Source organism: Bacillus sp. XF8, from assembly GCF_017498755.1.
GTDB lineage: Bacteria > Bacillota > Bacilli > Bacillales > Bacillaceae_G > Bacillus_A > Bacillus_A bingmayongensis.
Genome location: NZ_JAGDQK010000015.1, coordinates 27,955 through 41,059 on the forward strand (window position 1 = coordinate 27,955; position 13,105 = coordinate 41,059).

The 13,105-nt window shown below is 36.5% G+C and carries 12 protein-coding genes and 1 pseudogene; 6 read left to right on the top strand and 7 right to left on the bottom strand.

Annotated features, from left to right (window positions below; genetic code table 11):
- On the bottom strand, positions 1–1,203 hold the full coding sequence (locus J4P91_RS09500) for an MFS transporter (RefSeq protein WP_207993846.1): 1,203 nt from the start codon (positions 1,201–1,203) through the stop codon (positions 1–3).
- A gap of 120 nt (positions 1,204–1,323) precedes the next feature.
- Between J4P91_RS09500 and J4P91_RS09505 the strand changes: the two genes are divergently transcribed.
- Positions 1,324–2,211: a LysR family transcriptional regulator gene (locus J4P91_RS09505; RefSeq protein ID WP_207993847.1), complete on the top strand. Its 888-nt coding sequence runs from the start codon at positions 1,324–1,326 to the stop codon at positions 2,209–2,211.
- Between the two features lie 17 nt (positions 2,212–2,228).
- Here J4P91_RS09505 and J4P91_RS09510 read toward each other — a convergent pair whose 3' ends face one another.
- Together J4P91_RS09510 and J4P91_RS09515 are read right to left on the bottom strand one after the other, a co-directional pair.
- On the bottom strand, positions 2,229–2,990 hold the full coding sequence (locus J4P91_RS09510; protein WP_207993850.1) for a C39 family peptidase: 762 nt from the start codon (positions 2,988–2,990) through the stop codon (positions 2,229–2,231).
- Between the two features lie 157 nt (positions 2,991–3,147).
- A complete protein-coding gene (locus J4P91_RS09515) occupies positions 3,148–3,441 on the bottom strand; it encodes a hypothetical protein (RefSeq protein WP_207993852.1) in 294 nt (97 codons plus the stop codon).
- A gap of 278 nt (positions 3,442–3,719) precedes the next feature.
- Between J4P91_RS09515 and J4P91_RS09520 the strand changes: the two genes are divergently transcribed.
- The 3 genes from J4P91_RS09520 (at position 3,720) to J4P91_RS09530 (ending at position 8,192) form a co-directional block, all read left to right on the top strand.
- Positions 3,720–5,249, top strand: a complete 1,530-nt coding sequence (locus J4P91_RS09520) for a cardiolipin synthase (protein WP_207993855.1) — start codon at positions 3,720–3,722, stop codon at positions 5,247–5,249.
- Between the two features lie 162 nt (positions 5,250–5,411).
- The gene (locus tag J4P91_RS09525; protein ID WP_017149939.1) at positions 5,412–6,305 is read left to right on the top strand and encodes an ATP-binding protein; all 894 of its coding nucleotides are present in this window, start codon (positions 5,412–5,414) and stop codon (positions 6,303–6,305) included.
- A 3-nt stretch (positions 6,306–6,308) separates the two neighbouring features.
- Positions 6,309–8,192 (top strand): vWA domain-containing protein, encoded by a 1,884-nt coding sequence (locus J4P91_RS09530; RefSeq protein WP_207993857.1) that lies wholly within the window; start codon positions 6,309–6,311, stop codon positions 8,190–8,192.
- A gap of 109 nt (positions 8,193–8,301) precedes the next feature.
- Here the strand turns inward: J4P91_RS09530 and J4P91_RS09535 are convergent, their stop codons facing one another.
- Positions 8,302–8,724, bottom strand: coding sequence for an NUDIX hydrolase (locus J4P91_RS09535; protein ID WP_207993859.1), 423 nt, complete (start codon positions 8,722–8,724; stop codon positions 8,302–8,304).
- Between the two features lie 207 nt (positions 8,725–8,931).
- Between J4P91_RS09535 and J4P91_RS09540 the strand changes: the two genes are divergently transcribed.
- Positions 8,932–9,210: a hypothetical protein gene (locus tag J4P91_RS09540; RefSeq protein WP_207993861.1), complete on the top strand. Its 279-nt coding sequence runs from the start codon at positions 8,932–8,934 to the stop codon at positions 9,208–9,210.
- Between the two features lie 89 nt (positions 9,211–9,299).
- On the opposite strand, the gene J4P91_RS09545 is transcribed toward J4P91_RS09540, so the two are convergent.
- Both J4P91_RS09545 and J4P91_RS09550 read right to left on the bottom strand, forming a co-directional pair.
- Positions 9,300–10,265: an L-threonine 3-dehydrogenase gene (locus J4P91_RS09545; RefSeq protein ID WP_207993862.1), complete on the bottom strand. Its 966-nt coding sequence runs from the start codon at positions 10,263–10,265 to the stop codon at positions 9,300–9,302.
- A 44-nt stretch (positions 10,266–10,309) separates the two neighbouring features.
- A complete protein-coding gene (locus J4P91_RS09550; protein WP_207993864.1) occupies positions 10,310–11,500 on the bottom strand; it encodes a glycine C-acetyltransferase in 1,191 nt (396 codons plus the stop codon).
- A gap of 214 nt (positions 11,501–11,714) precedes the next feature.
- Here J4P91_RS09550 and J4P91_RS09555 point away from each other — a divergent pair.
- Positions 11,715–11,924, top strand: a pseudogene (locus J4P91_RS09555) (SAM-dependent methyltransferase); the annotation flags it as partial.
- A gap of 332 nt (positions 11,925–12,256) precedes the next feature.
- Here the strand turns inward: J4P91_RS09555 and J4P91_RS09560 are convergent.
- Positions 12,257–13,084, bottom strand: coding sequence for an ABC transporter ATP-binding protein (locus J4P91_RS09560; RefSeq protein WP_207993865.1), 828 nt, complete (start codon positions 13,082–13,084; stop codon positions 12,257–12,259).
- Positions 13,085–13,105 lie beyond the last annotated feature (21 nt).

The window sequence follows — 13,105 nt, forward strand, 5'->3', positions numbered from 1 at the left end:
TTAATTACTTTTATGTTGTTCCACATGAAACTCTTTTTGGACTAATAAAACAAGAGAAAGTCCGCCCATTAATAACATAATAATTAAAGAAATGACACCTATCCAATGGAGGTGTTCCCAAAAGTAACCGCTAAATGAACCAACAAAACTTGAACCTAAATAGTAGAATAATAAATATAATGCAGCAGCTTGAGCCTTATTAGTTTCTGCATATTTTTCAATTGATGCACTGGCAATGGAATGACTTCCAAAAAAGCCAAATGTAAAAATAGATAATCCAATTATTTTTATAATAAGATTGGGAACAAGTGTTATCATAGCACCTACCATCATAATGGTAATGGAAATCGTAAGGGTAAAAGTTCTTCCATGCTGATCTGCTTGTTTCCCCATAAATACAGAACTAAATGTTCCCATAATATAGACAATAAATAAAAATCCAATTAATGTTTGGCTTAACGAATAAGGAGGTTCCTCTAATAAAAACCCAATATAATTGTACAGTGTGACAAAACTACCCATTAATGTAAACCCAAGTAAAATAGTCGCTACTAATTGTTTATTTTTAAAATGTATTGTATAAGCATTCCACATAGATTGAAAGTTAACCGTTTGTTTCTTAGAATTCATAGGATTTGGTAATGTACGCCAAAATAGGATACTGCAAATGACCGTAATAACACCAAGCAGTCCTAATGCAATTCTCCATGATGATAGATCCGTTACAATTCCAATAAAAATACGACCAGTCATTCCTCCTATTCCATTACCACAAATATAGAGCCCCATAACTTTTCCTAATCCACTTGGTTCAAATTCTTCCCCAATATAAGTCATCGCAATGGAAGGTAGGCCAGCTATACAAACTCCAAGCAATCCTCTTAATAAAACAAGCATAATAAAATTAGGACTAAATGCTGTCAGTACTCCAATCATAGAGGTAAAGAACATCGATAAGATCATAATCCGTTTCCGACCAATTATGTCTGACATTGATGCTGCAACAAGCATCATAATCGCCATCGTCCCCGTTGTAATAGATAATGTTATACTCGCTGCCGTTGCGGAAACATGAAACTCTTTTGCCAGTATCGGTAATAGTGGTTGCGTTGCATACAGCGTAGCAAATGTAACAAATCCGCCAAGAAACAATGCTATGCTAGCATTTGTATATGTCTTTGTTCCTTTTTGGATATAACTCATTGTAATCTCCCCTTTGTCTGTTAAAACTATACTCTTTATGCTACGCTTCCTTTATCTATGTGTCTAATTTATAATTTGCATCATATCGATAACAAAAACGCATGATAGGGAGATAGATATATGGAATGGTATCAAATTGAAAATTTTATCGCTGTAGCAAAGCACAAACATTTCACAAAAGCTGCAAAAGAACAGTTAATTTCGCAGCCAGCCCTTAGCCGTTCAATCTTAAAATTGGAAGAAGAACTTGGTGTCCCATTATTTATAAGAGAGGGCAAAATAGTCTACTTAACAAGGTATGGAGAAATGTTTCTAAAACGAGCCAAGCAAGCACAAAGCGCATTACATACTGGCGTAGCAGAAATTCAAGAGAAAATTTCTCCTGATAGCGGAGAAATCTCAATTGCTTTTTTACATACATTAGGTACTCGGCCAATACCTGAGATAATTGCTGACTATAAGAAACTCTATCCAAACGTTACATTTCAAATGTACCAAGGAGCAAACATTCATCTTTTAGAAAAAGTAAAAGAAGGATTGGCAGACATGTGCCTAACTTCACCACCAATCTTACATGAACAAGTTGAATGGACAACGTTAAAAATAGAACCATTGTATCTCACTGTCTCAAAAACTCACCCATTGGCTCATCGAAAACATATATCATTTCAAGAATTAGCAAATGAAGAGTTTATTTGTTTTAAGGATGGGTATGGCCTTCGCTATATATTTAATCAAATGTGCCAAACGCTTCAGGTTCATCCAAAAATTACTTTTATGGGGGAAGAAATTGCGACTATTTTAGGCTTTGTAGCTGCTGGTTTAGGTATAGCAATATTGCCCAAAGTAAAAGAGTTCGATCAATCCCACCTACATTTTCTAGAAATTACTGATTATCCATGTGAACGAACGATTGCATTAGCTACTGCTCGCAATCATTACCTATCTCCTGCTGCGAAAACTTTTAAAGAATTTATTATTCAACATTTTCAAGAATATAATCATTAAAAAAAGAGCTTGATTACTCAAGCACCTTTTTTATAGCTAATCGCTTGCTTACCCATTTGCTCCCAAGCTGCTTGAAATTCATTTTTCGGAACAGCTATATGTGGCTCTTTTCCAAGAGGATTATGAATATACACTTTTTCTTTATCATATCCAGTCACGAGAACACTATGCTCGTAGTATGTAATACGAACCATTCCTTGCGGCGTTTCCCAATTACGAAACTGATTATCGGAAAGAGATCGAAAAGTAGAATTTGTAACTACTAACACAGGTATCCCTGAACGAATCTGTGTATAGATGCTCTCCATATCTTGTCCAGTCAAATCAATTGCTCGGTCTCCTAAATATTGCTGTGCCAATTTGTAAATTGGCTTATGATACGCACCATATCCAGGAGAAGAGTACGTATAAATATTTCCAACAAACCCCTCATTTGGATGCCCATGCTTCTTTCCAATCCAAAATGGAACTTTGTGTATTTCCTTTGCTAGCTTCATTTTATCTACTTGAATATTTGCTGACTGAAGTAACATCGCCAAGCTCGTTACTTCACACCCCCTTTTTAATTCAGGAAGCTGCCTGATAAATGGAACATGTGATAGTACAATTTTCTCAGGTAAAGGTTTTGGCGTTTCTTGTTTTACTTGCTGAAGCTTATATTGATTCGATTTCTGATCTGTTTTTACTGGCTGCAAAGGCTTCTTAGTAGCAGGAGAGCATCCCCCAAGTAATATCGTAAAAACAAAAAGGACCTTATACAACTGCACATATTTTTGCATATATATGACTCTAACTCCATTTCATATTAAAATGATTCCTTCCTATTTTGTACTATTACAGATAAAATCTCGTTGTTATTTTTTCCCGAATCATATATAGTTCTTTAGCCACTAAAAAAACAGACCGGAACATTCAAGGTCTGCTTTTTGTTACTTATTAATAACTACCATATGGATTTTGAATTGGATATGGTTCTGGGTACGTTGTTGGATATGTCACTGGGTATGGTTCTGGGTATGCTACTGGATACGGTGCTGGATAATAGCCTCCACCGCTCGACAATGCTCCAGCTGTTAGTCCTCCTAACATCCCACCTACAAAACTTCCAACTGGGAAAAATGAGCCTCCTCCCCAACCACTGCCATGAGTGTATCCGTGATGGTGCCCATGGTGATGGTGTCCGTGGTGATTGTGTCCATGGTGGCCACCATGATTCCGCATATCGTTCATTTTCCCATCTCCTTTATCACTTATTTATCCCTATCTTATGCAGGACAAATGTGGAGAGCATGGGTATTTTATCTATATTTATGCAGAAGAAAACAAAATGTCTTATAATAAGGATATTATAATAAGGCTTTTAGTAAATATATCTTACATTTTGTCCTTCCTTACTGGGCAGTGAGTACGCAAGAATGATTCTCAGTAGAAATGAAAAAATCTCATTGAAAAAAGTTTTATTTTATTGTTGAGGGATATATAAGAAAGAATAGGTGAAGTTCATACATATGAAAAATCGTATTGTTCAATTACTACTTGTTTTTACAATTACAGCAATTGTTCTCATGCTCTTAAATAGGTCCCTCATATCGTTATACACTATTTTCGGTACACTATGGCCCATCACTGTTATAGGGATTTCCTTCGTTATTTTTATTGAAAATCGTTCACCCCAAAGTACATTGGCGTGGCTTTTAGTATTAGCCCTCCTTCCAGTTATAGGTGTACTATTGTACTTACTTTTTGGAAGAAGTCGCTGGAGACGAGAGAAGCATTTACATCGTGCAGAGGAACAGCGAAATGTCTTCCGTCAGATTTTAGAAGGCAAGCGTTTAGATGTAGCACTTCCTTCCTCATTAAGTGAGCGGTCCACCTATTTAACAACGATTGTACAAAAATTCGGCGGTGGCCCTGTCGCAGATGAAACAACAACAAAGCTATTAACAAATGGAGAAGAAACATTTACTGAAATCATACAAGCTATCGAAAACGCACAGCATCACATTCATATTCAATACTATATTTATCGTTCAGATGACATCGGTACGAAAATTCGAGATGCATTAATAAAAAAAGCAAAATCCGGTGTCATCGTACGTTTTCTGTACGATGGACTTGGAAGTAATACACTACGAAATCGCTTCTTACGACCTATGAAAGAAGCTGGAATTGAAATTATGGAATTTGATTCCATTCTTTCACCGTGGCTACTTGAAACAGTAAATTATCGTAATCATCGTAAGATTGTTATTGTAGATGGCGTCATTGGTTTTACAGGTGGACTTAACGTTGGTGATGAATATCTTGGCCATTCGAAAAAGTTTCCTATTTGGCGCGATAGTCATTTAAAAATAGAAGGAAAAGCATTATATAAACTACAGGCTATTTTTCTAGAAGATTGGCTCTATGCCTCTAGTGGTTTAAATACTTACTCTTGGGATCCATTTATGAACAGAGGATATTTTCCAGGGAAAGGAGTCCCTCAAGCACAAGGCGGCGTCCAAATCGTCGCAAGCGGTCCAAGCTCGGATGATACAAATATTCGTAACGCTCTGTTAGCGGTTATGGGATCTGCAAAAAAGTCAATTTGGATTGCAACGCCGTACTTCATTCCAGATCAAGAAACATTAACATTACTACGTTTAAGTGCAACTGCTGGAATTGATGTACGCATTCTGTATCCAGGAAAAAGTGACAGTATTATTAGTGACCAAGCATCTCAATCCTACTTTACCCCACTCTTAAAAGCAGGGGCATCCATTTACCACTATAAAGATGGATTTATGCACGCCAAAATTGTACTTGTTGATGATAAAATTGCTACAATTGGTACAGCAAATATGGATATTCGTAGCTTTGAACTTAATTATGAGCTCATCGCAATGCTATATGAATCTAAAACAGTGTTAGATATAAAGCATGATTTCGAGCAAGATTTTAAAGATTCCATAGAAATTAGATGGGATTCATTCAAAAAACGAAATATCGGAAAGCGAATACTCGAATCGCTTATGCGACTCATTTCACCTTTACTGTAAATTTCTAAAAAGTAATCAAAACAAATTTGATTACTTTTTCTTTTATAATAACGTACTTTTCTCACCTCTGTCTTCCTCTTCTTTTCTTTGCATACCATATTAAAACAAGTTATCATAAGATGTATTGTTTACTTTACGAAAATAATGTTAGGTGGGAAATACATGTTAGAACAATTTCATATACATGCTGATTTAAAACAGCAATTAGCAACGATTCACGACAAAAATAAGCAAGCAGCTGGTGAAAATACACATTTAATCGGAACAAAAATGTATAAAGCATCAGATAATAGCATTATTGAAGATGCGATTACAGCACTTCTCCTTGGAAAGAACATCTTACTAAAAGGACCAACGGGAAGCGGAAAAACCGTCCTTGCAGAAACGCTTTCTTCCTTGTTTCAAAAACCAATGCACAGTATTAACTGTTCAGTTGATTTAGATGTGGAAGGTATTTTAGGATACAATACTTTAAAAACAAAAGATGGAGCATCTGAAGTTTCCTTCGTTGACGGTCCTCTTATGAAAGCAATGAAAAATGGTCATTTCCTATATATCGATGAAATCAATATGGCAAAACCTGAAACGCTCCCTCTTCTTCACGGTGCATTAGATTACCGTAAAATGATCACAAACCCATTTACACAACAAGTTGTATATGGTGATGAAGAGTACCGTGTAATTGCCGCTATTAACGAAGGTTACGTTGGAACGAGTGAACTAAATGAAGCATTAAAGAACCGCTTCGTTATTATCGAAGTTCCTTATATTCAAGGTGATACATTAAAACAACTATTATTATCTGAATCAAAATTAAAAGACGTTGCAACGATCGAAAAATTTGTCGCATTTGCAAGTGACCTAATGCCACTTGCTCGTGATGGCCGCGTAAGTGAAGAAGCAGCGAGTATTCGCGGTATTATTGACGCATGTGATTTAGGCGTATACATTCCTGTTATGCGTGCAATTGAGCGAAGCATTATCGCAAAATTAAATGATGAAACAGAACAAATGACTGTCCGTGAATTAGCAGAAAGCTATTTCTTTGAGGGATAATTCATGAGACAAATTTTTAGTGACAAAAAAATTGATGCGTCGCTGTTTCTTCAAATGGAAAATTTAATGTATGCTCTTCTAAAAGAAGCTGATGCTTACTTAGAGTATGGCTATAAAGCATATTACGACGAAATCGAAAAGAAAGTTGTCATCAGTCACTTTTGGGACGACCGAAAAGAAGAGGATACAGTAATCGGATTAAAAAGCGAGGTGTTTTTAAAAGCACTTGGCAATAAACATTACTCGGACATGGCATTAATTCGTTCTTATGCAATCGAATTACAAGAATCGCCTCTTAAAAAGTTTTTAACACAATTATTTGTTCTGTTAGAAGATTTACGGGTTGAGGAGATTGTGAAAAGCTTACGTCCTGGTACAAAACATATTTTTAGAAGACGTAAAGAAATGTATCGCAATTATTTTAGCTCACAAAATGAAATCAACCGCGTTCGTAACTATCATGGTGATCGTCTATTTTGCCTATGCTATCTTTCATTAACGAGTGATAAATATGAAATGTTTAACAATGAACATTTTGAACAAATTGAAACGATTTTACATGAAGCATTCCAAGCTCGTAATACAGAAGACACAATGTATATTGTTGAAAAAGTCCGTTATCGCTTAGAAGGATTTCTTGAAAATGATATGATTAACAACTACTTTGGACACGCACCTCTCTATCTATCTGTTATTGCTGATGAGAAGGATGGGCGTCCTGAAGATTTAGCAAATGATGACGTCCAAATCGTAGATGACGATGAGAATAAAAGCAAAATCAATGAGAGTTTCTCTACATGGCATCGTGAAAATAAAAATAATGAAAATGAAAACTTCTTACGCTTTGAATTAGAAAGTGGTACAAAAACAAATATGATGGGCGACACAGCTCGTGAGTCTGAAGATGGTGATCAAGCACTTGGTTCAGTACAAGGTACTTCGCAAAAAAGTACACAGTCGAACTTTGATGGGGCCAGTGCGGAAGATGCAAGAGCTTCCCATGCTTCGAGTCAAAATGAAGGCATATACGGTAAGTATAACGTTGGTGCCTCTCATACATTTAAAGAAGCTCGCAAGCCAAACCCTGATGAAAAGAAAGATTATCAAGCTGTTAAATCTGTCATCAATAAAGATGTAAAAGAATTAAAGAAAATTATTGAAAAAACGATTGAAAATAAAACAAACGCAAATAGTGATAAATATTACGGAAGACTCCGTAAAAAGTTCCTCCGTATTTATACAGAAAAACAACCGCGTATGTTTTATAAAAAAGGGCAAGAATCACAAGAGCTTGATGTTGCCTTTCAGTTATTAGTGGACTGTTCTGGCTCTATGTATAACAAAATGGAAGAAACGAAAAAGAGTGTTGTTCTCTTCCATGAAGCATTAAAGTCATTAAAAATCCCACATGCGATTAGTGGATTTTGGGAAGATGCTTCTAGTGCGACACCAGAAGATAAACCAAACGTAATTCATGAAGTTGTAACGTACAAAAATTCAACGCTTCCAAACGTTGGTCCAGAAATTATGCAACTTCGTGAAGAAGAAGATAATCGCGACGGTTACATTATTCGCATCGTTTCTGAAAAGCTTGCAAAAAGGCCAGAGAAGCACAAATTCTTACTTGTCTTTACAGATGGTGAACCATCCGCTTTAGACTATCAACAAGACGGTATTTTAGATACACACGAAGCTGTTAAACTTGCTCGTAAAAGCGGTATGGAAGTTATCGGGATTTTCATTGAAGAAGGCGAAGCAAAAGAAGCGACATATCAATTGATGAAAAATATTTATAACCATCACTTCTTAGTTGCGAATCATGCTGAGGACCTACGCCTAAAAATTAAGCCGTTATTGAAGAAGTTATTACTGAAGACGATTGAATAGAAAACAGGAGCCGATTCGGCTCCTGTTTTTAGCTGAAATTTGTCGAACGGTCGATATCTCATGTCAAAGCGCTGATATATTTTAATTTGCGCCGATAAAATTTCATTTACTATTTCGTTTCCCTTTGAAATTTGTATGGGATGGATGCCTTTAATAACAATTCAAGCCCTCCATCATAATATGGAAAACGCTCGTTTGCCGTTTTCATATCGACCCATTCTATTGTCGAAATTTCATCTGCATCCTGCACAGCAATATCACCATCTATCACATTGGCGTGAAAAGTAATCAGTAATGCGTGGTTGCCTAGCTCAGTAAAAAACTTTTCATTTATTGCAGCAATCCCCTGTATCTCTACAGTTAATCCCGTTTCTTCTTTTACCTCTCTTACAGCTGCAGCTTCTAATGTTTCTCCTTTTTCCACTGCTCCTCCTGGCAATGACCAAGCATCTTGTTCAACATTATGTACCATTAATACTTGGTCCTTTTCCTGATTATAAATTAATGCATATACAACATCGACTCTTTTCATATGTATTTCCTCCTATTGTATTTTTTACGTATCTAATCCTAGTTCAATTTTCGATAAAGTGAAACTTTAATCAACCTGCCCCAATCGGGTTTTACGGGCAGCCCACCTCCACCTATCTTCCTTATTTCTCTCTGAATAATAAAAATTTTTTAGAAATCTTTTTGGATATATTAAGGAAGAAGTTTTCTATCAAATATATTTGAAAGGATGTTTCATTTGTCCCCAAAAAAGGATGAACAATATACGGATGTTACAGCTGCTGAGGCAAGACATGAATACGTCATTCCAGAAGAGTTTCCTGAGGGGCCTTACGGTTCTTCCACTAACAGAAAGTTAGGAAAATCGACTCCTTGGGAGAAAGATCAAAAAACACATAAAGCATTTAGCTACGAATACGAAAAACAATATGAAGAAACAAAGCAACAATACCCTGAAGCTAGCACCGAACCGAGAAGGGTAGATACGAGTAAGGTAAAATCTATATAACGAGAAAACTTATTTCTTCCCTAGACTAAGTTTAAGTATACCGACAAAAAGAGCCGATTCAAAGGAAAATTGAATCGGCTCTTTTTTCATTAACTAAGCACTAACTCAGCTGTTAACTTTTTTTTTAACTTTGCCAGCATATCAACTGTCATTTTATCTAAATCATAATCTACTTTAAAACCCCACTCTTCTTTTGCTGCTGTTGCATCGATTGAGTTTGGCCAGCTGTTTGCAATTGTTTGACGAGCAGGGTCCACAGCGTAATCCATTGTAAACGTAGGAATGTGCTTACGAATCGCTGCTGCAATTTGCTCTGGCTCGAAACTCATTGCGGTAATATTAAAAGCATTACGATGTATTAACTTACTTGGATCTGCCTCCATTAATGAAACAATTGCTTGCAGTGCATCTGGCATATACATCATATCCATGTACGTACCTTCTGCAATGTAAGAGGTGTAAGCACCTTTTTTAATTGCTTCATAGTAAATTTCAACTGCATAGTCCGTTGTACCGCCTCCTGGAGGAGCTACATAAGAAATTAAACCTGGGAAACGTACACCACGTGTATCAACGCCAAATTTTTGATAATAGTAATCACATAACAATTCTCCTGCTACTTTGTTTACCCCATACATTGTAGTAGGTCGCTGAATCGTATCTTGCGGTGTATTGTCTTTTGGCGTTGTTGGACCAAATGCACCGATAGAACTTGGTGTGAAAAATTTACAGTCAAGTTCACGTGCTGCTTCTAATGCATTTACAAGCCCACCCATATTTAAATTCCACGCAAATAACGGATTTTTTTCTGCGGTTGCTGAAAGTAAAGCTGCTAAATGAATAATTGTATCCACTTCATTACGTTTCGCAATATCATGCAGTTTCTGACCATCTGTTACATCTAATGTTTCAAATGGACCAGACTTTACTACATCACTATCTGTTTCACGAATATCTGTTGCAATAACGTTTGATGCACCGTATACATCACGAAGTTTCATTACAAGTTCAGAACCAATTTGCCCTAAAGAACCGGTTACTAGAATTTTTTTCATTTTCCCCACTCCTCATTTGCAAGCTTTCAAAAGATGTAAATGTGTTAAATGATTCCCATTTCTTTTCCCACTTTTTCATACGTACGAATCGCTTCATCCAGCATTTCTTTCGTATGTGCTGCTGTTGGCATATTGCGAACACGACCTGTTCCTTTTGCTACAGTTGGGAATACAATTGATTTTGCGTATACACCTTCTTCAATTAGACGTTTGCTAAACTCTTGTGTTAATACTTCATCACCAATAATACAAGGTGTAATTGGTGTTTCACTTTCTCCGATGTTAAATCCAAGCTCTTTTAAACCTTGTTTTAAATAACGACCATTTTCCCATAAGCGATCATGTAATTCTGTGCTTTCCATTAGAATTTCAATCGATCTCATACAAGCTGCAGCATCTGCTGGTGTTAAAGCTGTTGAGAATAAGAATGGACGTGAACGAACTTTTAGCCAATCAATTAAGTTTTGCTTTCCTGCTACATATCCACCGACTACCCCAATCGCTTTTGATAATGTACCAATTTGGAAATCTACTTTATCAGAAAGTCCGAAATGTTTTACAGTACCTGCACCTTTTCCAAGTACACCTGAACCATGTGCATCATCTACATATGTCATTAAATCTAACTCTTCTGCAATCTCAACGATTTCTGGTAGTTTCGCAACATCACCATCCATTGAGAACACGCCATCTGTAATAACCATCAATTTATTGTAAAGACCTGATTCCTTGGCCTCAGTTGCTTTTTTGCGTAAGTCTTCCATATCAGAATGTTTATAAACAATAATTTTTGCTTTTGATAAACGACTGCCGTCAATAATAGACGCATGGTTTAATTCATCAGAGAGAATTGCATCATTTTTATCCATAACAGCTGAAATCGCTGCCATATTACAGTTAAATCCTGATTGATATGCAATCGCTGCTTCTGTATGTTTAAACTTTGCAATTGTTTCTTCTAATTTGATATGCAAATCAAGAGTACCGTTAATTGTACGAACCGCTCCTGCACCAACGCCATACTTATGAATTGCACCAATTGCTGCTTCTTGCAGACGATTGTCTGTTGCTAAACCAAGATAGTTATTTGAAGATAAGTTAATATATTCTTTCCCGCCAATTGTAATGATTGGTCCATTTGGACTTTCTAGCGGATCAATTACGTTATAAAGCCCCTTTGCTTTTAAATCCTCTAAATTTTCTTCTAAAAAGTTTGCAAGTGTTTTACTAGACATCGTGAAGCCTCCCCATCGTTCATGTAAGCGAATTATTGTCTTAATAATTCCAATAATCCCTCTACTAGCTTAACACGTTTTCAAAATTTATTATAGAAAAATAGTTTAAAGAAAACGCTTACATTTTTTAATTATATAGTATTAAATACAAGAAATCTATGATTTACTTCAATTGTTTGATAGAATGAAAAAAATATTTTTAGGAGCTGAGAAAATGGCATTTACAGAATCTGAAGTATATAATAATGACTCTTTTTTTGAACAGTACATGAAGCGCAGATATCGAAAAGATAATCCAAATGAAGCAATTGAAAAGCCAGCTTTATTACAGCTCATCGGGGATATTAAAGGGAAAAACATTCTTGACTTAGGATGTGGTGATGCCAAATTTGGTGTGGAATTATTACAAAAAGGATGCCTCTCTGTCTTCTATTTTCTTGCAAAAAATAAAGTGAAAGTTTAATCAGTGGGGATTTTCTCCATCCTCCACTGATTATCAGCCCTCACCAATCGGGCTTTTACGGGCAGTAATACTCCCACCTAACTTCTTTAGAAAAGCGGAAGCGGCTCGCTCAGAATCGCAGGACGTTGGAGCACCCGACAGAGAGGCGCTTTTTGCCTCGTCCGAGGGGGCGAAACGACCGGAGATTCTAGCCGCTAGAGCTGGACAATGCTTTCGCCGAATTTTGAGGTGGGAGTATTACTGCCCTAGAATAGCGGGATAAACAAAAAAGCGATGAAATTTCATCGCTTTTGTCATTTCACTACCTGCGCTGCCTGTGGAATTAAACATCTTCCTCTTCCCTGCGGAATACAAAGCGGCGTTCCAAATAACGGATCTGTTGTAATTTGGCAATCCATACGGAAGACATCACGAACTAATTTACAATCAACAATTTCTTCCGGTTTCCCTTGTGCATAAATCTGTTTATCCTGAATAGCTACAATATTATCTGCATAGCGACATGCTAAGTTTAAATCATGTAGCACCATAACAATTGTTCGTTGTTCTGTTTCATTTAATTCGAATAACAAATCAAGTACTTCGATTTGATGAGTCATGTCTAAGTATGTTGTTGGCTCATCTAACAGTATAATATCTGTATCTTGCGCAAGTGTCATCGCAATCCAAGCACGCTGACGTTGTCCACCTGAAAGAGCATGAACATCACGCTCAGCAAATTCCGTCATACCCGTTGCCGCAAGCGCTTTTTGTACCATTTCTTCATCTTTTTCTGACCATTGTTTCAGCCATGTTTGGTATGGATAACGTCCTTGTTTCACAAGTTGTAGTACAGTTAGTCCTTCCGGAGCTTGAGGTCCCTGTGGTAAAATTGCCATTTGACGGGCAATTTGCTTTGTTTGCATATTTTGAATCACTTTATCATCTAATAAAATATCACCCGATGTCGGTTTTAATAAACGAGCAAGCGAGCGTAATAAAGTTGATTTTCCACAGCCGTTAGAACCGATAAAAATCGTAATTTTCCCTTTTGGGATCTCTAAATTTAATTCATCAATAATAATTGTTTCACCATAAGACAATGTTAACGATTTTGTCTCTAATGCTTTTTGCATGTTCATCTCCCTTTACTCCGTTTTTTA